Origin of the sequence: Marinobacter halophilus (assembly GCF_003007685.1) — a bacterium.
GTDB lineage: Bacteria > Pseudomonadota > Gammaproteobacteria > Pseudomonadales > Oleiphilaceae > Marinobacter > Marinobacter halophilus.
Map to the genome: position 1 here is coordinate 22,546 of NZ_PXNN01000009.1, position 22,526 is coordinate 45,071.

Here is a 22,526-nt window from a genome sequence, read left to right on the forward strand (position 1 = left end):
GATGACAATCCGGTTAACCTGGCAACGAGTAATGATACTGGCGTTATTGGCCAGCCCGGCTGCCCATGGCCTGCAAGATCCGACCAGACCGCCAGGCAGTGTCGCTCAGTCGGTATCGGCAGCGCCAGTACGGGATCTACACATAGGCTCTATCCTGCTCGGCAGCCAGCGCCGTGTCGCAGTAATAGGCGGAGTGGCGCTGCAAGAAGGTGATAGCCACGACGGTGTTCGTGTTCGCCGTATTTATAAAGATCGGGTTGAAGTCACCGACCGTGGCCAGCCAAGAGTGCTGTATCCGGAACCGCTGCCGCAGGTGCGGAGAACTCCATGACAGACAAACGGATTACGATGACAATTATCAAACCTATCGCCGGTGCCTTGCTTTCATTGGCCCTGGCAGCCTGTTCCAACAATCCGCTGATGCGCAGCGCGACCGCAACCTCCTCAGACGTTGCCGATCAGATCGACCAGACAATGCAGCAGGCGGAACAGCACGCTGCCGCTCGTGAGCGGGAATCAGCGAGTGCTCGTCAGGCTGCGGCTGCGGACATCAGTAGCCAGTTGTTGCCGCCGCTCGCCAGCGCCCGGGAACAGGATGACCGGTTTGATGTTAACGCCAGGGGTATTTCAGCCGCCGGTTTTTTTGAGGCGCTGGTTGAGGGCACCCGCTTTAATGTGGTGGTTCATCCTGGCGTCGCCACCATGGTTGATCTGCGCCTGAACGATGTCACCGTGCCGGAAGTGATGGACATCGCCGCCGACCTCTACGGGCTCGACATTCAGCGCAACGGCCGGTTGTTCCGGGTGGCAGCGGACAGCGTGCAAACGCAGCTTTTTCCCATTGATTACCTGCATTTCAAACGCCGCGGTGGCTCCGAAACGCGCGTCAGCTCCGGCCAGGTCAGCAGCGCTCGCGGCAGCGCTGGCGCAGGCAACGACAGCGGCGATGCGGAAACCCGAAATCTGATAGGAACCACCATTTCCACCGAAACCGAATCCGACTTCTGGCGGGACATTCACCAGGCACTGACCATGGTGGTCGGCGCGGACGGCCAGGTGGTGGTGAACCCGGGTGCAGGCCTTGTCATGGTTCGGGCCGGTTCTGAAGATTTGCGAGTTGCGGAAGACTATCTTCGCCGTACCGAACTGATCATGCAGCGCCAGGTCGTACTGGAAGCGAAAATACTGGAAGTTACCCTTAACGAGGGCTATCAACAGGGTATCAATTGGGCGGACCTGCAAACCAACTCTGCCGGCGCAAACGTGTTGGCCCAAGAGCTAACTGGTCAAGCCATTCGCGCCGGTGACATCGGCGGGCTGTTTTCGGCCACCATTACCGAAGGCAATTTTGCAGCGGTGATTCAATTGTTGGGCCAACAGGGCAATGTTCAGATTCTGTCTAGCCCGAGAATATCCACCATCAACAACCAAAAAGCCGTCATCAAGGTTGGCACCGATGAATTTTTCGTCACCGACATTGATTTCGACGATAACAATTCGGCTGTAACGGCCACGGATAGAACCTCCACCTCGGTGGAGCTTACGCCGTTCTTCTCGGGCATCTCGCTTGACGTCACACCACAGATTTCCGAAAGCGGCGCCATCACCCTGCACGTGCACCCGTCGGTCAGTGAAGTGAACGATCAGCAAAAGGTCATCACTATTGGCGAGCGGGATGTCACACTGCCGCTGGCGCGGAGTACGGTGCGTGAGACAGACAGTGTCATTCGGGCAGAGAGTGGCCAGATCGTGGTTATAGGTGGGCTGATTCAGGATTCTAGTGAAGACTCCACCTCGGCCGTGCCCTTTTTTAGTGATATTCCATTGTTGGGTGAATTGTTCAAACAGCGCCGTTTCGAGTCTCGCAAGAGTGAGTTGGTAATCCTGATACGGCCGGTTGTGGCTAATGCAGGGCAAATGCAAGCGGATATCCGGGCCAGCCGTGAGCGCATGAACGTGCTCAGAGATTTGCTGAATTCAGCCGATTCCGTGCAACCTCAGGCGGAGACTGCTCCCCGCTGATGTATGAAAGCCACTTTGGACTGCAGGAAGCACCGTTCGCACTGACGCCCAACACCCGTTACTTTCTCCGGGCTCCCAGCCATGCTGATGCCCTGGAGTTATTGCTGGTGGCCTTGCAGCACCGGGAAGGTTTTATCAAGGTGACCGGCGAGGTCGGTACCGGCAAGACCCTGCTGTGCCGGCTGCTGCTCAATGAGCTGGACAAGAGCGCCTGCACTGCTTATCTCCCCAATCCGAACCTGCCGCCGGATACCTTGTATGAGGCGGTGGCGGAGGAGCTGGGCGTTGACGTTACCCAATGCGACAACGTCCATCAGATTCTTAAAGCGTTGAACCAGCGGCTGATTGCGCTGGCGCTGGAACAAACCCCTGCGGTGCTGGTGATCGACGAAGCCCAGGCCATGCCCGAAGAAACCATTGAAGCCTTGCGCCTGCTGACCAATCTGGAAACCGAAAGCACCCGGTTGTTGCAGATCGTGCTGTTCGGACAGCCGGAGCTGGATGCGGTGCTGGCCAAGGACAGCCTGCGCCAGTTGCGCCAGCGCATTACTTTCCAGACCCGGCTGCAACCCTTGGGTTACGACTCGGTGGGGCAGTATCTGCGCCACCGCCTGGCCCAGGCCGGCTATAACGGCGCCGACATCTTCGCACCGGCCGCCTTGAAAGTAATCTGGCGGTCCTCCGGTGGTATTCCGCGCCTGGTGAACATACTGGCCCACAAAGCCATGCTTGTGGCCTGGGGTAAGGGAGAGCGCCAAGTCATGCGCAAGCACGTCCTGCAGGCAGTGAAAGACACCGAAAGCGCTCAGCCCGTTTCCTGGTTCCGGAGGTGGCTATGAGCCTGCTGAATGACGCCCTGCGGGCCGCGGAAGAACGCCAGACCCGCCCGCAGGTGGCCGGGAGTTATACCGGTCAGCCGGTGGCACAGAGTTCTGACTCAGCTAAAACGGTGGTGGTCATCGTCCTGATCACCGTGCTGGCGCTGTTCGGTGGTGCCGGTGCCTGGTGGCTGCTGAGTGGTTCGGATGAGTCTGACGTGCAAGTTGAAAACGTCAGCACGGCGGCCGTGCCCGAACCTGCAGCGCCAGCCGTCACCCCGGAGCTGCGCCCCGTTGAACCAGCCGCCGAAGAATCAATAGCTCGCATTGACGCACCTGAGCCAGATCCGGTAATTGCTCAGCGCCCGGCTGAAGAACCCGCCCCACAGATCGCACCTGAACCCTCAGTGTCTGCCGCCGCCGTCACTTCAAGCACCGCAAACGAACCGGCCGTCCCGCAGCGGCCAGCAGTGGCCGAGCAACCGCCGACCGTAGCCCAACCGCAAACCACAACTGTGAGCCAGACCTCAGCGGAACCGGTAAAGCAGCAACGGGAAACCCCGGGAGCCATCGATCTGCGCACCAGCCGTGACCTGTCACGTCTGCTAGCCACAGGTCAGGCGGGCCAAGCAGAACAAACACTGGCTGAGCTGACCAGCCGTCAATCAGCGCCGCGCAGCCGGGCTGTGTTCGCCCGAGAAATGCTGGTGCAGGGTATGGCAAACCGGGCACTGGACTGGTTGCCGGATAGCTTGACTAACGAACACGCCAACCTGCGCTTACTGAAAGCCAGGGCGTTATTGAGCCAGGGCGAGTTGGACGGTGCGGTCGCGATGCTGGCGGCCAGAGTGCCGCCGGTGGCCGAACAGGTGGAGTACCGCATTACTCTGGCCACGTTGCTGCAGCAGGCCGGTGAGGCAGACGAAGCCGCTGGCCACTGGTCGGAACTGATCGCCTATGACGACAGCCAGGCCGCCTGGTGGCTTGGCCTGGCAATCGCCCTGGAAACCGGCGGCCGCAACCGCAGTGCGGTGCAGGCCTATGCCCAGGCCACGGCCATGCCGGGGCTGTCTGCCTCGCTGGCCGACTACGCCCGTGAACGTTTACTTGCATTGCAGGCGGGATCATGACGACGGAACCGAAAAAGAAAATCCGCATAGGTGACCTGCTGGTTCAGAACGAGGTCATCACCGAGCAACAGCTGATGACCGCTCTGCGTGAGCAGAAAAGCACCGGCCGTAAGCTCGGGCGTACCCTGATTGATCTGGGCTATGTGGAAGAAGACAACCTGCTCAACATCCTGTCGCGCCAGTTGCAGGTGCCCTTTGTTCAGCTGCGCCACTACCAGTTCAACAACGAACTGGTAAAGAAACTGCCAGAAGCTATGGCCCGCCGGTTCCGCGCCATCGTGCTGGCGGAACAGAGCGGTGAGTTGCTGGTGGGTATGGCCGACCCGCTGGACATTTTCGCCTACGACGAACTGGTTCGGGTGCTCAAACAACCCATCAAGCAGGCGGTGGTGCGGGAAAGCGAGCTGCTCAACACCCTCGACCTGGTGTATCGCCGCACCGATGAAATCGCCTCGCTGGCGGAAGAGCTGGAAGACGAGCTGGGCGACGACGCCTTCGATCTGGCCGACCTGTCCGCCGAATCCGAAAGCGCCGATGCCCCGGTGGTCAAACTGCTGCAAACCCTGTTCGAAGATGCGGTGCAGGCCAGAAGTTCCGACATTCACATCGAGCCGGATGAATCGGTGGTGCGCATCCGCCAACGGGTGGATGGCGTACTGCAAGAGCAGGTGATGAAAGAGAAGCGGGTCAACGCCGCATTGGTATTGCGCCTGAAACTGATGGCCGGCCTCAACATCTCCGAGAAACGCCTGCCCCAGGACGGCCGCTTCAACGTGCGGGTAAAAGGTCGCAGCATTGATGTGCGGGTATCCACCATGCCGGTGCAGTACGGCGAATCCGTGGTTATGCGTTTGTTGGATCAGAGTCAGGGCATGCTCGATCTGGACGGCACCGGTATGCCGCCGCACCTGTTGGAGCGCTTCCGTAAACTGATCAAGAAGCCTCATGGCATGATTTTGGTCACCGGCCCCACCGGTAGTGGTAAAACCACGACCCTGTACGGTGCGCTGAGCGAGCTGAACAAGCCGGAAGTGAAAATCATCACCGCCGAAGACCCGGTGGAATACCGCCTGCCGCGCATCACCCAGGTGCAGGTGAACCCGAAAATCGGCCTGGAATTCGCCACCGTGTTGCGCTCGGCCCTGCGCCAGGACCCGGATATCATCCTGGTGGGCGAGATGCGGGACCACGAAACCGCCGAAATCGGCTTGCGCGCGGCGATGACCGGTCACTTGGTGCTGTCCACCCTGCACACCAACGATTCCATCAGCAGCGCCATGCGCCTGATTGATATGGGTGCAGAGCCCTTCCTGGTGGCCAGCTCCTTACTTGGCGTAGTGGCTCAGCGCCTGGTGCGCCGGGTCTGTGACAACTGCAAAGAGGCGTACGAACCCACCGAGCAGGAACTGGTGTGGCTGCGCTCGTTTGACCTGGACCCGCTCGATATCGAAGCCGGCTTTGTGCACGGCCGTGGCTGCTACCAGTGCAGCAACACCGGCTACAAAGGCCGCTTGGGTGTGTACGAAATGCTGGAAATGAACGAAGACATGCTCGATGCGCTACGCCGTAAAGATGTTTCCGACTTTACCCGCTCGGCCCGGCGAAGCGCACTGTTCCGCCCGCTGGGCCAGTGCGCCATGGATTACGCACTGCAGGGCATTACCTCCCTGCAGGAAGTGTCGCGGGTAGCCGCCACCTCAGACGCTGGCGGGTATACGGAAGGTGATGACCTGCTCGGTGACAGCGCCATAGGGGTGGACAGCTGATGCAGTTCAGTTATCGGGGTAAAGACAACCGTGGCGTGGCCCAGCAAGGGTTGCTGAATGCGGTCAATGCTGATGCCGCCGCCAGCGAGCTGTTACGCCGTGGCATCACCCCGCTGACCATCACCGAACAACAGCACAGGCAGTCCGGTCTGGATCGGGTCAACAACCTGGCCATCTTCCGGAAAAAAGTCTCCCTGGACGAGCTGATCGTCTTCTGCCGCCAGATGTACGCTCTCACCAAGGCCGGCATTCCGCTGATCCGCACCATGCGCGGCCTGGCCGAAACCTCCCGGTCGCCGGTGCTGGCGGAGGTGCTGGAAGACATCACCAACCGCCTCGAAGGTGGCAACACCATGGCCACGGCCATGCAGGCGCACCCGAAAGTGTTCTCCGAGCTGTTTATCGCCATGATTCACGTGGGTGAGAACACCGGCATGATGGACCAGTCGTTCAAGCGCCTGTCGGAAATTCTGGAACTGGAGCGAGACACCAAACGCCGGGTGAAACAGGCGCTGCGTTACCCGACCTTCGTGGTCATCGCCTTGCTGGCGGCTTTGATGATGGTGAACTTTCTGGTGATTCCCAAGTTTGCCTCGGTGTTCAGCAAGATGGGGGCCGACCTGCCGTTTCTGACCCAGGTCTTGGTAGGTACCTCCAACTTCCTGCTGAATTACTGGTACCTCATGCTGTTCGCCATAGCCGCAAGCGGGTTGTTGTTGCGACAGTGGAAAAATACCGACAACGGCCGGGAGCTCTGGGATCGCTACAAACTGAAAATGCCCATTATCGGCCCGTTGCTGGAACTGATTATGCTGAGCCGGTTTGCCCGTAACTTTGCCACCATGCTTGCCGCCGGTATGCCGATAACCCAGGCGCTAACCGTGGTGGCCGACGCCACCGACAACGCGTGGATTGCCCGCCACATCAAAGAAATGCGCTATGGCATAGAGCGCGGCGAAAGCCTGCTTCGCACAGCCAGAAGCAGCAAGATGTTTACCCCGCTGATCCTGCAGATGATCGCGGTGGGCGAAGAGACCGGCTCGGTTGACGACATGCTCAACAAAGTCGCCGACTTTTACGACGAAGATGTGGATTACGGCCTGAAGCGGCTGGCCGAATCCATCGAGCCCATATTGATTGTCGCCATGGGCGTCTTGGTACTGATACTGGCACTGGGCGTGTTCCTGCCCATCTGGGATCTGGGGGCAGCCGCCATGGGGCGGGGCTAGTGCGCGAACTGGCCTGGTCCTCGGCCAACGGACTGGCAAATGCCAGGCGAGTGCGTTTGCTGATTGCCTTGGCCGTACTCTTCACCCTCTGGTGGGTGCTGCTCGGCAAACTGGAGCGCGAGTTCCAGCACGCCGAGCAGCAAAGCGTCAACATGGTGCTGAGCCAGCTGCGCTCGGCGCTGGTGGTGAAGGGGGCCGAGGCCATGCTGAGCCGGGAACAAAGTCTGGCGCAGCTGGTCGGAGCCAACCCGTTTGAGTGGCTGGATCACCAATGGCCCATGTATCAGGGCCAGTGTAGCGACGGTGAACGCAGGCAGGGGCAATGGTGCTTTGCCCCCGGGCTACAAAAAGAAACAGGCGAAACCGGCAAAGGGTGGTTAATTTATACCCCAAAGCAACCGATAACCATTGACGGGAAGGTTGCAGAACCTGATCAGCCGTTAGCCTGGGCAGTAACAACCGAATTTGCCGACCGCAACAGGAACAACCTGCGGGAGCAAGACCAACGGCTAACCGGCCTGAGATTGGCGCCGGTGCCGTTAGTAGACACGTCCGTGAACCGGCAGGACGCCAGGCGCTGAGTGGCGAACACCATTAAAAACCGGCAAGAGGCTGACGAATGATGCAGTACAACAGCAAACACAAACAGAAAGGTTTCACCCTAATCGAGCTGGTGGTGGTGATTGCCATCCTCGGTATTCTGGCGGCGTTTGCGCTGCCACGGTTTGCGCAGCTTTCGGAGCAGGCGCATGAGGCCAGCATCAAGGGCACGTCGGGTGCTTTGAGTGCGGGCGTGGCGTTGGTTAAGGCGCAATGGACAGTGAATGGTCTGACCACGGCTGTAACTGCAGTAGAGGGTTTTGGCAATGACGATGTTGCCGCCACTGGTGATGGCTGGCCTGACCCTGCTGCGAGCGGCGGCTGTGCGGCATTGTGGACGAGGTTGCTGCAGTCCAATGCGCCCAATGTGGCTGCGTCCGGCGCTGCGGATAACACAACGGAATACCAGGCGACGGCACCTGCTACCGGTGTGTGTGATTATGAATACCTGCCAGATGGTGAGGGAAGTTCCATTGAGTACGATTCCAATACTGGTGAAATAACAACGGTAATTAACTAAGTCTAAATCTGTATTTCAGGAGAAGTAGCTATGACGACTATGCAAAAATTTTCACCGAAGCGTGAAAAAGGTTTCACTCTGATCGAACTGGTTATGGTGATTGTGATTCTGGGCATTCTGGCGGCGTTTGCGTTGCCGCGGTTTGCGGATTTGGGTGGGGAAGCTGAACAAGCCTCCGTTAGGGGCGCTCAAGGCGCTGTGAAATCTGCCTCTGCCATTGCGAGATCTGCTTTCTTGGCGGGTCAGGTCAATGGTGATGGCAATGTTGTTCTGGAGGGCGAGGAAATTACAATCACTGACGGTTATGTTGCGGCATCCTCGATTGCGGCTGCTGCCCAGCTTTCGTCGGAGTTTGGTAACGGTTCAGTTACCTCTGGCGTAGCGACCTTCACTCAGGGTTCGTGTTCTTTCACATACACCGAGGTTGGGGCAGCCACACCTGCTAACACAGCGCCGGTTATTTCCGATGTGACTTGCAGTTAAAACCGCCGACAGTTCGTGGTTTGAGCAAGTGGTACGAATGTCGTTGTGCTTGCTCAAGGTTGAACGTTGCGAGCAGAGGCGATGTATGACGAGACTGTATGCCCCAAAAGTGACTGGATTTACTCTTGTTGAGTTAATCATGGTACTTGTGCTGGTTGGCGTACTTTCAGTGCTCGGAGTTGGCCTGTTCGCCAGAAGCTCTGTCTTCTCGCCCCTGCTAGCCACCCAACAACTCGCCTCCGCCACGCTGCTTGCCCAACAAGCAGCGCTGGCGGGCAACCCTTCCAATTCCGTCACCATCCGCCAACTTCCAAACTCGTTCGAGTTTGAGGCTGGCGGTTCTTTGTTTTCCATTCGTAGCGAGGGCGCCAGCATGGCTTACCAGGCTGCTGGGCAAACCGGCTACACCGCCATTCCATCCTCCGGCTATCTGATTGGTTTCGACGCTCTGGGCCGTGTTGCCTCACCGGTTCCCCGTCAAAACACCGAATTTCGCATCAGCGGCGACAGCACCTTCTTCCTGTGCCTGAGTTCGCTGGGTGCCGTCTATCAGGGCGGCTGTTGATGGCCCTGCGTCGGCCTCGCCCCAATCGCCAACAGGGCGCAACCCTGGTCGAGCTGGTGATGACCATTGTCATTATCAGCATCGCCATTGCCGGCGTCGTGGGCGCCTTCGCCCTGATTGCCGGCCGCAGTGCCGACCCGCTCAATCAGACCCGGGCGGTAGCGCTGGCGCAGCTGTATATGGATGAAATCCTCGCCAAATCCTTCGCTGATCGCTCGCCGGTTGGCGGCGGTCCGGTCTCGGCCGCCGATGCCGACTGCACCAGCCTTGGCCCGGAAGGAGAGAACCGGCGAACGTATAACGATGTCGACGATTACCACAACCTGACTGACGCCCCGCCCGAGAACAGCGAGCAAGAACCGCTGCCGGGTTACAGCAGCTTCCAGGTTTCCATCTCGGTAACCTGTGCCGGCACCGACGTCGGGCTGGCCAATCACGAAGCCAAGCGCATTGACATCACCATCACCGACCCCTCCAGCAACACCTACCTGTTCAGCGCCTATCGGGGGAACTTCTGATGCCTCGGCAAGCCGGGTTTACGCTGGTCGAGCTGGTCATGGTGATCGTGCTGCTGGGCATCGTTGCCACCGTCTCCGTCCAGTTTGTCGCCCTTTCCACCGTTGGCGCTCTGGATGTCAGCAGTCGTCAGCAACGGGCGCTGCAAAGCGTGGTCATCAGTGAACAGATTACTCGCGAAGTGCGGGAAGCCTTTCCTTTGTCGGTTCGCGCCAATGGCCAGTGCCTGGAGTGGCTGCCGGTGATCGCCGCCACCAGTTACGACGCCCTGACCACCGGCCCGGACTTTGATGAGGTTTCTATTGTGCCCTTCGGCCGCACAGTACCCGCGGGTGCCCGGCTGATCGTTTACGGTTACGGCTCGGCCCAGTCGGATTTGTACGGCAGTGAAAATCCGGGGCCGGTCTCGCCACCGATCGAGGCTGTTGCGGCGAACGCCGAGGCGGTTACCTTATCCCAGAGTCATCGTTTCCGGGAGCGCTCGCCCCAGAAGAGGCTGTACGCGGTTGAAGGCCCTGTCAGCATTTGCCAGATTAACCAGTGGCTTTATCGGTTCAGTGACTATGCCCGAAGCGAGAGCCAGCCAACCGCCAACGGCTTGAATGGAGACAGCAACCGAACCCGGGAAGTAATGAGCGCCAATCTGGTTGCCAGCTCGCTCAGCTTGAAAGTTGTGCCCCCTTCCTTACGCCGCGCCGCCGTGGTCAATTTTGCATTTGAGTTGGTCAGCGATGATGGCAACGAAACCACCAACGTTAGCCAGGAGGTACAAATCCGCAATGTACCCTGAGCCCATGCACCACCGACAAACCGGCGCCGGCCTGCCCGTAGCGCTGTTTATCATCACCGTACTGGCCCTGCTGGTGATTGGCATGGCGCAGTTGCAGGAAAGCTCCAGCAAGGCGGTCAGTTTGCAGATTCAGTCCCAGCGGGCATTTTTTGCGGCGGAGAGTGGAGCGCAGGTGGCTTTATCAGCCCTTCTGTTACAGGGCGAAAACATACCATTGAGTTGTGGTATTGATATCAGCGGAACGAAAAGCTTCGCCAGCAAAGGGTTGGCGGGCTGTTTTGCAGCGATCTCCTGCTCTGAATTCGGGAGTGCTCAGAGCTCTCTTGTCATTCAAAGCCAGGGAGTGTGTGGTGTTGGTGCTGATAGGGCGGAACGAATGATAGAGGTTAGACTGAGATGATTTATCTATCACGTTTCCAAATAGTTTCGATTGCGCTCTTCACGGCTTTCCTAATGATGGTATCTGCGTCGTTCGCTCAGGAATCCGTTGTTTTAAGCGAGACCGGAGCAGGTGAGTTTGTGGTGCCCGCGAATGCGAATCGAATAACTGTTGAGGTCTGGGGTGCCGGCGGTAGCGGAGGCGGACCAGGCAGGGGAGGAGGTGGCGGCGGTGCCTACAACATTGGGACTTTGGCGGTTAGCCCCGGTGACCGACTGCCTTACCATGTTGGTAGAGGCGCCACGTCGAGCAGTGAGGCACCAGGTGAATCAAGCTGGTTTTCGACTTCGGGTGAATTATCTGCAGGCGGCGGCGCTAGTGCAAGAAATACGGGGAATAGGTTAGGCGGGGGTGGCAGTAATGCAGGAATCTATGCCGGTGGAAGTGGTGCCAGTGGTGCGACTGGTTTCTTTGGCATTCCGGTCAGAGGCGGCGGTGGAGGGTCATCGGCGGGAAGCTCTGCAAATGGAACTAATGCGAACAGTGGCAATGGCGCCAATGCTCCATTTGAAGGAGGCGACGGTGGTTCTGAGGGCGGAACTGCATTTCTCTTTTTTGGTGGAAATGGTGCACCCGGTGAATCGCCAGGTGGCGGCGGTGGGGGGGCTGGCGTAGGCTTTTTCAGCTCGGCTACTGGCGGTCGTGGTGGCGATGGAAGAATAAGGGTTTCATGGAGTCCATTGCCTCTATGTTCAACCATCTACTCGTCCGATACTGGCATAAATGCGGAGCTTGCCGCTGGTAACAGACTGGACCTGGATGTGTTCAACCCGAGGATCAGAACCCCCTGGCCCGGAAATAATGTAATACCGGACGGCGCCCACGTGTATCCGCCAAGAGAATTTGCTAAAAATCAGAACAACATCAATTTCACGGTGGACGGCCGAGCCCGTGTTCTGGTTGATGGCGACCTGATAATTAATGGCAACAACTTCACCATGAATGAGAACGGTGACCCTGCTAACTTGTTATTGATTGTGGACGGAAATCTTGAGTTCAATAATAACGCGAAACTAAACGCGATTATTTATGTGACCGGTGATGTTGAGTTTAATCAGAACCCGATTGTGGTTGGTGCCATTGCGTCAGAGGGCAGTATTACCGGTATTGCGGATTCTGAAGTGACTTTCAACGAAGAAGTGATTTCGCGTGCAGATTTTGGCGGTGCGTGTATAAGTGAAGACTTGGAAGTAGTGATTGACCATTTCAGGATTTTCCACCCATCGACGGCACTCACCTGTACGCCTGCTCAGGACATACGAGTGCGCGCGTGCAGCAATCCAGAGTGCACGACTTTATTCAGCGAGCAGGTAACCGTTTCACTCTCTCCAGAAAGTGGTTGGCTGCAAGGCAATACAGTCAGTTTCGTGGGTGAGACTAATGAACTCGCCTTCCGGTCAGTAAGTGCTGGCCCGGCCACCCTGGGGTTTTTAAATTCGACTGTAAGTGCGGAGGGGACGCCCCCATTGAAGTGCTTTGCCGATAAAGGAACAAGTGGTAAGTGCGAGATCGTGTTTTCAGAGTCTGGTCTGCTCCTAAACGCTCCGGATCACACCTCTGCCGAGGAAGTTCAGGTCTCTATTCTTGGAGTCAAAGCTGGTGAAACTGATCCTGGGCAGTGTGTGCCAGCATTCACCGGCGAAAAAACAATCGAGTTTATGGCTAGCTATCAGAACCCTTTATCGGGCATGCGAGTGCCGGAAAGTGCGGGTACATCCTTGTCTGGTGGTTCGTTAGTGCTCGACTTTGATGGCTCGGGTGCTGCCAGTTTTCCTATGCGTTATAGGGATGTGGGGAGCGTTCTTCTGCAGGCCCGTTATGATGGAACTGGAGACGAGGCGGACCTGATAATCGAAGGTCAGGACAGTTTCATCGCTCGACCGGATCGTTTTGAAGTGGTTGTCTCTGGCAATCCAGGAACTCCTGATGTCACCAACGAGAATATGTTTCGCGAAGCGGGAGAGGGCTTTGATGTTGAGGTTCGTGCGCTGAATGCTCTAGGAGAGATGACACCGAATTTTGGCCAGGAAAGTCCAAGGGAGGCGGTCAGGTTGACCGTTGAAGAAGCACCGGGTATTCCCTTGGTTAACATGCCTCAGCTAGATGGTGCACTGGAACTGTTCGGCAGCTTCTGCACTACACCAGAACCTGGAAAAGCTTGCGGGCAATTTGTCTGGCCAGAGGTTGGTACCTTCTCTTTACTGCCCTCCTTGATAAGTGGAGCCTACCTGGGCACCGAGAATGTCGAGGGCCGTTTGCTTCCTTATGTGGGTCGGTTTATTCCAGCGCGATTTGAAATTGCTATCGACCCCGGGCGCTTCAGCAGTACTCCTTTATCAACAAACAGAACCTCCTGCACGGAAGAGCGGAGCTGGGTATACACCGGTGAACCTTTTGGTTGGGATATGGCGCCGGAAGTGGTCATCACACCAAAAAATCGAAATGGCGTGACGGTTCAGAATTACGCGGGAACACTGTTCCAGCGGGTTGGCGTTGACGATGTCGGCTTTGCGCCATTTCCAGTGGAAGACGAGGCCGCAACAGGAGTTGGCGGGACACCGTTGGATTTGGAAGCCGCATTGGCTCCGGCGACACTTTTACCGGACACGAGCGGTAGTTTGATCTACCGCTTTGCCACTGACGATGAGTTTCGTTACCCGAAAACCCTCAACGCACGGGTTTCCGGTTATACCCCGGAACCCGTGTTCAGTCTTGAAGGTCTTATTGATGCCGACGGTGTAACGGTTCTTGATCCCACTGAAAACTTGCCTGAAGTATTCAAACCAGTGGCTGATTTCGAGATTCGATACGGCCGGGTTGCTCTGGATAATGGCTACGGTCCTGAGAATCTGGACCTGGTGATTCCGTTGCGGGCCGAGGTGTTTGGCAGTGGCGGGTTCCAGTTGCACCAGGATGAGATCTGCTGGTTTTACGATCTGCCCAAGGACACTTCCGTCGACTTTGCCGCCTCGACATTCACCAGCGGCCAGACCGGAGTGGTCGAAGTGGCTGATGTGGAGCTTTCGCTGGAGGATGGCCGGCCAAGAAAGACCGCTGTTGAGGACTACAGGCTGCGGCTTTCCGCGCCGGCACCGTCGGGCGCAGAGTCAGTGCAGGCCAGGGGTATTTATGTCGAACTAGATACTGGCAGCGACTGGCTCAAAGATTTCTGGGATGCAGACAACCAGGAGGCTTTGGTCAACCCCTACGCCTGGGCCACCTTCGGCGTCTACCGCGGCAACGACCGCATCATCTACTGGCGCGAAGTGCCCACCAACTGATCTGTCACCGGGAGGGAAGGCAGGGACTGAAATCAGTCCTCATCCCCCTCCGGGTGATCCAGCCCCAACTCATTAATCTTCCGCGTTAAGGTATTCCGTCCCCAGCCCAGCAGCACCGAGGCGTCACGCCGGCGGCCGCCGGTGTGCTTCAGGGCTACTTCAATCATGATCTTTTCGAACTCCGGTATTGCCGTGTCGAGTATGCCTTTCTTGCCCCGTTTCAGTTCCTGCTCGGCCCAGTTTTTCAAGCCTTCCTGCCAGGTATGGCCGGTGCTGGCATTTTCGGTTTCGGCCTGGTGCAGCAGCTCTGGCGGCAGGTCATCCACGTGGATTTCGCGGCCGCTGGCCATCACGGTCAGCCAGCGGCAGGTGTTTTCCAGCTGGCGGACGTTGCCGGGCCAGGGCAGGGTGGTGAGGTATTCTTCAGCGTCTGGGCGCAGCAGTTTGGGCTCGACGGTCAGTTCCTTGGCGGCCCGTTTCAGGAAGTGCTGCATCAGCCGGGGGATGTCTTCCCGGCGTTCGGCCAGCTTGGGCAGGTGCACGCGGATCACGTTCAGGCGGTGGAACAAATCTTCCCGGAAGCTGCCGGCCTGCACCTGTTTTTCCAGGTCCTGGTGCGTTGCGGCGATGATGCGCACGTCCACTTTGATCGGGGTGGTGCCGCCGACCCGATAAAACTCGCCGTCGGCCAATACCCGCAGCAAACGGGTCTGGGTATCCGCGGGCATATCGCCGATTTCGTCGAGGAACAGGGTGCCGCCGTTGGCCTGCTCGAAGCGGCCCTGGCGGGCGGCGCCGGCGCCGGTGAAGGAGCCTTTCTCGTGGCCGAACAGTTCAGACTCAATCAGGTCTTTCGGGATCGCCGCCATGTTCAGGGCGATGAACGGGTTGCGGGCCCGGGGGCTGTGGTTGTGCAGAGCCTGGGCCACCAGTTCTTTGCCGGTGCCGCTTTCACCGTTGATCAGCACCGTTATGTTGGAGTGTGACAACCGGCCGATGGCCCGGAAAACTTCCTGCATGGCCGGCGCTTCACCGATGATTTCGGTGTTGCGCTGGGTGGTTTCAGGCTGGGGCTCGCGGGTGGCCCGTTTTTCGTGGCTGTGAGCAACGGCGCGTTTGACCAGGGCCACGGCGTCGTCGACATCGAATGGCTTGGGAAGGTACTCAAAGGCGCCGGTCTGGTAACTGGTGACCGCGCTTTCCAGGTCGGAGTGGGCGGTCATGATGATCACCGGCACATCCTGATGCTTCTCCACAATCTGGGCCAGCAAGGTAATGCCGTCCACGCCGGGCATGCGGATATCGCTGACGATGGCGTCCGGTTGTTCATGCTCCAGCCGCATCATGATGCTTTCACCGCTGTCGAACACCCGGGGCTGCAAGCCGGCCTGGCTCAGGGCGCGTTCCAGCACCCAGCGAATGCTTTTGTCGTCGTCAATTATCCAGACGTTTGCCGGTTGGGTCATTTGCTGTCCTCCAGAGGCAGGAAGATGATGAAGTCGGTTCTTCCGGGCTCGCTTGCACATTCAACCAGCCCGCGGTGCTGGCCGATGATGCTTTGGGTAATGGAAAGGCCAAGACCGGTGCCGGAGGCCCGGCCACTGATCATGGGGTAAAAGATGTTCTGCAGCAGGTCTGCTGGAATGCCCGGGCCGTTGTCGATGATGTCGATACGGCACGCCAGCCGGTGGCGACGGTGGCCAATGGTGAACTGACGCAAAGCCCGGGTGCGGAAGGTAATCGTGGGCGGCACCTCGGCACTGTGGCCGCTTTCATTCTCGAAGGCGGCTTCCATGGCGTTGCGGGCGATGTTCAAAAAGGCCTGAATCAGCTGTTCTTTGTCGCCCGGGAATTCCGGAATGCTGGGGTCGTAGTCCCGGCGCAGGCGCACCCGGCCTTTGCTTTCGGCCTCGACCAGCGTGCGTACCCGTTCCAGGATCTCATGAATGTTGGTGCTGGCAATCTTCAGGGCCTTGTTGGGGCCCAGCATGCGGTCCACCAGGCTGCGCAGACGGTCGGCTTCATCAATGATCACCCGGGTGTATTCCCGCTGATCTTCGCTGTCCAGTTCCCGGTCCAGCAGTTGGGCGGCGCCGCGAATGCCACCGAGCGGGTTCTTGATTTCATGGGCCATGCCGCGCACCAGAATGCGGGTGGTTTCCTGCTGGGAGATGATGTCTTCTTCCCGGCTGATGCGAATAAGTCGATCTCTGGGCTGGATTTCAATCAACAGTTCGGTGGGGTCCAGGGTGATGGGCGTCACCGAATAATCCACCGTCAACCGGGACCCGCTCAGCATGGCAAACTCGGCTTCTCGACGGGTGTAGGACTGGCCATTGCCGGCGGCGGCGTAAAGGGTTTTCAGGGCGTCCTGAGAGTCGATCAGCACATCACTCAGAGGCAGGCCCTGGCTTCGGGTCATACTGGTTTCAAACAGGCTCTCAGCTGCCGGGTTCAGGTAGCGGATCGTCAGGTCATCCCCGAGCACCAGGACGGCCGTGGTCAGGCTGTCCAGAATGCTTTTGTAACCGCTTCCGAGGGTGGCTGGTTGAAACGACATGCTTGGCTTCCGTTTTGAGCTCATGATGGTTATCCCGGTTTTGCAAAAAGCGAACCAGTTTTAATGGTAACTGCGAAACGGTGAGCAAAGTGCGGGCACAGGGCGCCTCACGGGGCGATCCGGTGCTGTAGGTTGGTGCAGGAGCGGAGTGGAAGGCTACAGGCAGCCGGGGAATTGCCCCTTTGCTGCCCAGAGTATGGCGTTATCCTGGTGCGGGCGCACTAAAACAGTGCAAACCATTGGCTAGTTCAGGCGAGACGGGCGGTGAATGGTAAAGCTGACGGGCTGGCCGCTCTTAACCTGTATGCCGTCGCTATCAACGATGTGAACGCCGACGTTGTGGGTGCCCCGATCAATGTTGTTGACGGTAATGGATCCGGACGAGCTCTGGCCAACCGGCTGGCCATCGAGGGTGACTTCGTAGCGGTGGCCGCGCCGCAAGCTCGGGGTACTGCGCACCTCAAAGGTGACGTCGCCGTTCCCGCTGTGGAAGGCCTGGCCATCCTCCGGGTGTGCCAGAGTAACGCTTTCATAGGCAGCGCCTTCGCGTTCAACTTCTTTCAGCAGCCGGTCGGTTTGCATGACGGCTTCTGGCTTGGGCAGGGTGATGGTGGTGACCGGCTTGACCTGTATGGTTTCACCGCCCTGCATAGGCTCATCGGTAAAAGTGACGTTGCCTTGGGCATCCACGTGGCGGTATACCTCCGCATAGGCGGTGGCAGACGCCAGCAGCAACAATCCAGTGGCGAGCGTAAACGAAGCTTTCATGGCAAAGACCTGCGGTAATGAACTGTTTCGATTATCAGCGGCGGGCCCCGGCATTTCAACGCAAAGGGACAATCCGTTGGTTACATATCGTTAAGAGCGCGGGGTGATTGGTCAGTTTTGCGGAAGTGGCCACAAAAAAAAGCCCCGCACAGGGCGGGGCTTTCAGTCTGGCGTGTCATGCACCGTAATAGTGCGTGACATCTGCAGGACGTCACATCAGCAAGAGTAGTACAGCTCAAACTCAACCGGGTGCGTGGTCATGTTCAGCTTTTCAACTTCGCCGCGCTTCAGGTCGATGTAGCCACCGATCATGTCTTCGGTGAACACGCCGCCACGGGTCAGGAACTCGTGGTCTTCTTGCAGGCAATCCAGAGCTTCAGACAGAGTCTCTGCAACCTTCGGAATGTTCAGCGCTTCTTCTTTTGGCAGATCGTACAGATCTTTATCCATGGCATCGCCAGGGTGGATCTTGTTCTGAATGCCGTCCAGGCCGGCCATCATCAGAGCGGCAAAGGCCAGGTAAGGGTTAGCTGCCGGATCAGGGAAGCGAACTTCGATACGGCGTGCCTTCGGGCTGTTCACGTAAGGAATACGGATAGAGGCAGAGCGGTTGCGGGCCGAATAAGCCAGCATAACCGGCGCTTCATAGCCGGGTACCAGACGCTTATAGCTGTTGGTGGCCGGGTTGGTGAAAGCGTTGATGGCCTTGGCGTGCTTAATGATGCCGCCAACGTAGTACAGTGCTTCTTCGCTCAGGCCGGCGTAGCTGTCGCCTGCGAACAGGTTTTTGCCGTCTTTGCTCAGAGACATGTGTACGTGCATACCGGAGCCGTTGTCACCTACTACCGGCTTGGGCATAAAGGTAGCTGTCTTGCCGTAGGCATGGGCCACGTTGTGTACGCAATACTTGAGGATCTGTACTTCGTCGGCCTTGCGGGTCAGCGTGTTGGCGCCTACGCCGATTTCACACTGCCCGGCGGTGCCCACTTCGTGGTGGTGTACTTCAATGACCAGGCCCATGGACTCCATGGCTGCACACATGGCGCCACGCAGGTCGTGCAGGCTGTCTACCGGCGGAACCGGGAAGTAGCCGCCTTTGACACCCGGGCGGTGACCGATGTTGTTGCGCTCAAAATCTTCGCCGGATACCCATGCGGCCTCTTCGGAATGAAGGGAGTACATAGAACCCTGCATGTCAGTTTTCCACTTCACCGAGTCGAAAACGAAGAATTCAGGCTCCGGGCCGAACAGGGCGCCGTCAGCGATGCCGGTAGACTTCAGGTACTCTTCGGCACGACGGGCTACGGAGCGGGGATCGCGCTCATAACCCTGCATGGTAGAAGGCTCTACAATGTTGCAGGTGATGTTAACGGTGGTTTCTTCAGTGAACGGATCCAAAACCACAGTTTCGTCGGCTGGCATCAGAATCATGTCGGATTCGTTGATGCCTTTCCAGCCGGCAATAGAAGAGCCGTCAAACATTTTGCCATCAACGAAAAAATCGTCATTCACCTCGGTGGCCGGCAGCGTCACGTGCTGCTCTTTACCACGGCTGTCGGTGAAGCGCAGGTCAACCCATTTGACTTCGTGTTCTTTGATCAAATCAACTGTCTTGGACATTGTGCATGCTCCGTAGTGATTACATGTTCGTTGTGCCGGATCGTTCAGCGTGCTGAGGCCCGATCTTTTTGCAGGTCCGGGCAGCTTAACAGAAGCTGCTATACCTTACCTTTCAATTACGGCTGCTTACAGCTAAGCAAGGGGCTTGCCAGTTTTTCTGTTTTGCGCCACAACAGCGCAGTGATGGGGCTTTCGGGCGATTGTGGCGCACCGTTATGCTGCTACGGACTTGCTGTTGCGCCCTAAGCGCGCACTGCAATGGTGCATTGTTTGTAAAGGTGCCTTATAGCGGTGCATTGTGCGGCTGGTTACATATTAGGCTCTATTCTTCATATTAACGTCATGGACTTTTAGATATACTGCGCCCCGCTAATTTCTGCAGGATACCCGTTGTGATTGATAAGCTTAGAAACGTTGCCATTATTGCCCACGTAGACCACGGTAAAACCACCCTGGTTGACCAATTGTTGCGCCAATCCGGTACTTTGGACCGTAAAGAGCTCGAGAGCGAGCGCGTTATGGACTCCAACGACCAGGAAAAAGAGCGCGGCATCACCATTCTGGCCAAGAACACCGCGCTGAAATGGAAAGACTACGACATCAACATCGTGGATACCCCGGGGCACGCTGATTTCGGTGGCGAAGTTGAGCGAGTCATGAGCATGGTAGACAGTGTGCTGTTGGTGGTCGATTCCATCGACGGCCCCATGCCGCAAACCCGTTTTGTTACTCAAAAAGCCTTCGCTGCTGGTCTTCGCCCGATAGTGGTGGTGAACAAGATTGACCGCCCGGGTGCCCGCCCGGACTGGGTAGTGGATCAGGTGTTTGACCTGTTCGACAACCTGGGTGCCACCGACGAGCAGCTGGATTTCCCGATTGTATTCGCCAGTGCTCTGAACGGCATTGCTGGCCTGGAACACGAGAATCTGGTCGATAACATGGATGCGGTATTCCAGGCCATCGTCGATCACGTGCCTGCGCCTGACGTTGATCCGGATGGTCCGTTCCAGATGCAGATCTCCCAGCTGGACTACAACAGCTTTTTGGGTGTCATCGGTATCGGCCGTATCGCTCGCGGTAAAGTGAAAACCAATACCCAGATTTCCGCCATCGGTGCCGACGGCAAAAAGCGCAATGGTCGTATCCTCAAAATTATGGGCCACTCCGGCCTGCAGCGTGTGGAAGTTGAAGAAGCTCAGGCCGGCGACATTGTCTGCGTCAGTGGTCTGGATCAGCTGCACATCTCCGACACCCTGTGTGATCCGAGCAATGTTGAGGCGCTGCCGCCGCTGACCGTCGATGAGCCGACCGTTTCAATGACCTTCCAGGTCAACGACTCGCCGTTTGCCGGCAGAGAAGGCAAGTACGTTACCAGCCGCAACATCAGAGAGCGCCTGGAAAAAGAACTGCTGCACAACGTGGCGCTGCGTGTTGAAGAGGGTGGCTCGGCCGACAAGTTCAAAGTGTCTGGCCGTGGTGAGCTGCACCTGTCAGTACTGATCGAGAACATGCGTCGGGAAAATTTCGAGCTGGCCGTAGGCCGCCCGGTGGTGGTGATCAAGGAAGTTGACGGCGTCAAGCAAGAGCCGTACGAGAACGTCATCGTCGACATCGAAGAGCAGCACCAGGGCCCGATTATGGAGCAGATGGGTCTGCGCCGCGGCGATCTGACCAACATGGTTCCGGATGGCAAGGGTCGCATGCGCCTGGAATACAACATCCCGGCCCGTGGCCTGATCGGTTTCCGTAACACTTTCCTGACCATGACCTCCGGCTCAGGCATTCTGACCTCGACGTTCAGCCATTATGGCCCGATCAAGGCAGGTGATGTGACTAACCGCCAGAACGGCGTGCTGGTGTCTATGGCAGGGGGCACAGCGATGACCTACTCGCTGGAAACGTTGCAGAGCCGTGGCAAGCTTTTCCTGGACCCAGGTCAGGATATTTATGAAGGTCAGCTGTGCGGTATTCATAGCCGTGAAAACGATCTGGTGATCAACCCGACCAAAGCCAAGAAGCTCGACAACATGCGTGCTTCCGGTAAAGAAGAGGTGATCGCCCTGGTGCCGCCCATCAAGTTCACGCTTGAGCAGGCGCTGGAGTTCATTGACGACGACGAATTGGTGGAAGTAACACCGAAGTCAATCCGTCTGCGCAAGAAGCTGCTGACCGAGAACGAGCGTAAGCGCGCCGGTAAGAAGTAGAGACTGATTAGCCGCGGACAGCGCGGATGCGCACGGACAACTCAAGAAAGGCCTTGGTCTTTCGTCCGTGAACGTCCGTGCTATCCGTGGCTGACATTTTTCAGTTCCCTGGTTTTTCAAGATTCCTCAAGCTCTTCCGTGATTCTCTCCGTTAATCTCAGCTAAACTACCGTAACCTTCGGAACGGAGTTCACCATGCTGACCCTCTATCCTGAAATCCAGCCTTACGCCCGCCATCACCTTGCTGTGGATGAGCCACATGAGCTCTATCTGGAAGAATCCGGTAATCCGGAAGGTATCCCTGTGCTGGTGATGCACGGCGGCCCGGGCGGTGGCTGTGAGGATTACCATCGGCGTTTTTTTGATGCCGAGCGTTTCCGGATCATTCTGATGGACCAGCGTGGGGCAGGGCGATCCACGCCCCTGGCTGAACTGGCAGGTAACAGCACCGACAAGCTGGTGCAGGATATGGAAACCATCCGTCAGTTCCTTGGCATTGATCGCTGGCTGCTGTTCGGCGGCAGCTGGGGCTCAACGCTCAGCCTGGTGTACGCCCAGCGTCACCCTGACAAGGTGCTGGGGTTGGTGTTGCGCGGCATCTTCCTGTGTCGGCCCAGGGACATTCAGTGGTTCTACCAGGACGGTGCCAGCCGGGTGTTTCCCGATTACTGGCAGGACTTTCTGGCGCCGATACCGGAAGCCGAGCGCGGCGATATGGTTTCGGCCTATTACCGCCGGCTGACCAGCACCAATGAGCTGGAGCAGATCCAGGCCGCCAAGGCCTGGTCAATCTGGGAAGGCCGTTGTGCCACCCTGCACCCCAATCCCAAGGTGGTCGAGCATTTTGGTCACCCGCACGTGGCCATTGCCCTGGCCCGCATTGAATGTCACTACTTCATCAATCAGGCCTTTCTCGAGCCTGATCAGATTGTCCGTGATGCCGGGGCATTAGCCAGCATACCGGGCGTTATTATTCATGGCCGCTACGACATGGTGTGCCCGCTGGATAACGCACTGGCACTGAGCCATGCCTGGCCGGAGGCCGACCTACGTATTATCCGGGATGCCGGGCATTCCGCCTCTGAACCGGCCATTGTCGATGCCCTGATGCACGCCGTAGAAGACGTGGTCTCATGCACCCATCCACCGGCCGGATGATTGAGTGAGGTTTTCTTGATCTCAGGGCTTGCGAGCGGTCAAAAGCGCCGATACACT

The 22,526-nt window shown here is 57.8% G+C and carries 20 protein-coding genes and 1 pseudogene; 17 read left to right on the plus strand and 4 right to left on the minus strand.

Annotated features, from left to right (window positions below; genetic code table 11):
* The first annotated feature begins 1 nt into the window (after position 1).
* From C7H08_RS05615 to C7H08_RS05685, 15 genes and pseudogenes are all read left to right on the plus strand, one after another.
* On the plus strand, positions 2-331 hold the full coding sequence (locus tag C7H08_RS05615; RefSeq protein WP_106670766.1) for a hypothetical protein: 330 nt from the start codon (positions 2-4) through the stop codon (positions 329-331).
* Complete coding sequence (gene mshL / locus C7H08_RS05620) at positions 328-2,022, plus strand: pilus (MSHA type) biogenesis protein MshL (protein ID WP_243411420.1); 1,695 nt, start codon at positions 328-330, stop codon at positions 2,020-2,022. The genes C7H08_RS05615 and mshL overlap by 4 nt, the downstream gene beginning before the upstream one ends.
* Positions 2,022-2,861: an ExeA family protein gene (locus tag C7H08_RS05625; protein ID WP_106670767.1), complete on the plus strand. Its 840-nt coding sequence runs from the start codon at positions 2,022-2,024 to the stop codon at positions 2,859-2,861. Before mshL ends, C7H08_RS05625 begins: the two co-directional genes overlap by 1 nt.
* Complete coding sequence (locus C7H08_RS05630; protein WP_106670768.1) at positions 2,858-3,970, plus strand: tetratricopeptide repeat protein; 1,113 nt, start codon at positions 2,858-2,860, stop codon at positions 3,968-3,970. Before C7H08_RS05625 ends, C7H08_RS05630 begins: the two co-directional genes overlap by 4 nt.
* Complete coding sequence (locus C7H08_RS05635; RefSeq protein WP_106670769.1) at positions 3,967-5,736, plus strand: GspE/PulE family protein; 1,770 nt, start codon at positions 3,967-3,969, stop codon at positions 5,734-5,736. Before C7H08_RS05630 ends, C7H08_RS05635 begins: the two co-directional genes overlap by 4 nt.
* Positions 5,736-6,965 carry a type II secretion system F family protein gene (locus C7H08_RS05640; RefSeq protein WP_106670770.1) on the plus strand — a complete coding sequence of 410 codons (1,230 nt, stop codon included), beginning with the start codon at positions 5,736-5,738 and terminating at the stop codon, positions 6,963-6,965. Before C7H08_RS05635 ends, C7H08_RS05640 begins: the two co-directional genes overlap by 1 nt.
* The gene (locus C7H08_RS05645; RefSeq protein WP_165793938.1) at positions 6,965-7,546 is read left to right on the plus strand and encodes a hypothetical protein; all 582 of its coding nucleotides are present in this window, start codon (positions 6,965-6,967) and stop codon (positions 7,544-7,546) included. Before C7H08_RS05640 ends, C7H08_RS05645 begins: the two co-directional genes overlap by 1 nt.
* A 38-nt stretch (positions 7,547-7,584) precedes the next feature.
* Positions 7,585-8,085, plus strand: a complete 501-nt coding sequence (locus C7H08_RS05650) for a type II secretion system protein (RefSeq protein WP_106670771.1) — start codon at positions 7,585-7,587, stop codon at positions 8,083-8,085.
* 30 nt (positions 8,086-8,115) lie between these two features.
* Positions 8,116-8,568, plus strand: a complete 453-nt coding sequence (locus tag C7H08_RS18475; protein ID WP_106670772.1) for a type II secretion system protein — start codon at positions 8,116-8,118, stop codon at positions 8,566-8,568.
* Between the two features lie 85 nt (positions 8,569-8,653).
* Positions 8,654-9,133 carry a prepilin-type N-terminal cleavage/methylation domain-containing protein gene (locus C7H08_RS05660; RefSeq protein WP_106670773.1) on the plus strand — a complete coding sequence of 160 codons (480 nt, stop codon included), beginning with the start codon at positions 8,654-8,656 and terminating at the stop codon, positions 9,131-9,133.
* Positions 9,133-9,651 carry a type IV pilus modification PilV family protein gene (locus tag C7H08_RS05665; protein ID WP_106670774.1) on the plus strand — a complete coding sequence of 173 codons (519 nt, stop codon included), beginning with the start codon at positions 9,133-9,135 and terminating at the stop codon, positions 9,649-9,651. Before C7H08_RS05660 ends, C7H08_RS05665 begins: the two co-directional genes overlap by 1 nt.
* Complete coding sequence (locus tag C7H08_RS05670) at positions 9,651-10,439, plus strand: type II secretion system protein (protein WP_106670775.1); 789 nt, start codon at positions 9,651-9,653, stop codon at positions 10,437-10,439. Before C7H08_RS05665 ends, C7H08_RS05670 begins: the two co-directional genes overlap by 1 nt.
* Positions 10,429-10,839, plus strand: a complete 411-nt coding sequence (locus C7H08_RS05675) for a pilus assembly PilX family protein (RefSeq protein WP_106670776.1) — start codon at positions 10,429-10,431, stop codon at positions 10,837-10,839. Before C7H08_RS05670 ends, C7H08_RS05675 begins: the two co-directional genes overlap by 11 nt.
* Before the next feature lie 56 nt (positions 10,840-10,895).
* Positions 10,896-11,492 (plus strand): annotated as a pseudogene (locus tag C7H08_RS18590) (glycine-rich domain-containing protein); the annotation flags it as partial.
* Positions 11,493-11,702: 210 nt separating this feature from the next.
* On the plus strand, positions 11,703-14,159 hold the full coding sequence (locus C7H08_RS05685) for a DUF6701 domain-containing protein (protein ID WP_106670778.1): 2,457 nt from the start codon (positions 11,703-11,705) through the stop codon (positions 14,157-14,159).
* Between the two features lie 32 nt (positions 14,160-14,191).
* On the opposite strand, the gene glnG is transcribed toward C7H08_RS05685, so the two are convergent.
* The 4 genes from glnG to glnA form a co-directional block, all read right to left on the minus strand.
* A complete protein-coding gene (gene glnG, locus C7H08_RS05690) occupies positions 14,192-15,625 on the minus strand; it encodes a nitrogen regulation protein NR(I) (protein ID WP_106670779.1) in 1,434 nt (477 codons plus the stop codon).
* Positions 15,622-16,719 carry a nitrogen regulation protein NR(II) gene (gene glnL / locus C7H08_RS05695; RefSeq protein ID WP_106670780.1) on the minus strand — a complete coding sequence of 366 codons (1,098 nt, stop codon included), beginning with the start codon at positions 16,717-16,719 and terminating at the stop codon, positions 15,622-15,624. The genes glnG and glnL overlap by 4 nt, the downstream gene beginning before the upstream one ends.
* Positions 16,720-16,962: 243 nt before the next feature.
* Positions 16,963-17,487 (minus strand): DUF4124 domain-containing protein, encoded by a 525-nt coding sequence (locus C7H08_RS05700; RefSeq protein WP_106670893.1) that lies wholly within the window; start codon positions 17,485-17,487, stop codon positions 16,963-16,965.
* A 216-nt stretch (positions 17,488-17,703) separates the two neighbouring features.
* Positions 17,704-19,107 (minus strand): glutamate--ammonia ligase, encoded by a 1,404-nt coding sequence (gene glnA, locus C7H08_RS05705; RefSeq protein ID WP_106670781.1) that lies wholly within the window; start codon positions 19,105-19,107, stop codon positions 17,704-17,706.
* Between the two features lie 392 nt (positions 19,108-19,499).
* On the opposite strand from glnA, the gene typA reads away from it, so the two are divergent.
* Both typA and pip read left to right on the plus strand, forming a co-directional pair.
* On the plus strand, positions 19,500-21,311 hold the full coding sequence (typA, locus tag C7H08_RS05710) for a translational GTPase TypA (protein ID WP_106670782.1): 1,812 nt from the start codon (positions 19,500-19,502) through the stop codon (positions 21,309-21,311).
* Between the two features lie 195 nt (positions 21,312-21,506).
* Positions 21,507-22,469, plus strand: a complete 963-nt coding sequence (pip, locus tag C7H08_RS05715; RefSeq protein WP_106670783.1) for a prolyl aminopeptidase — start codon at positions 21,507-21,509, stop codon at positions 22,467-22,469.
* Positions 22,470-22,526 lie beyond the last annotated feature (57 nt).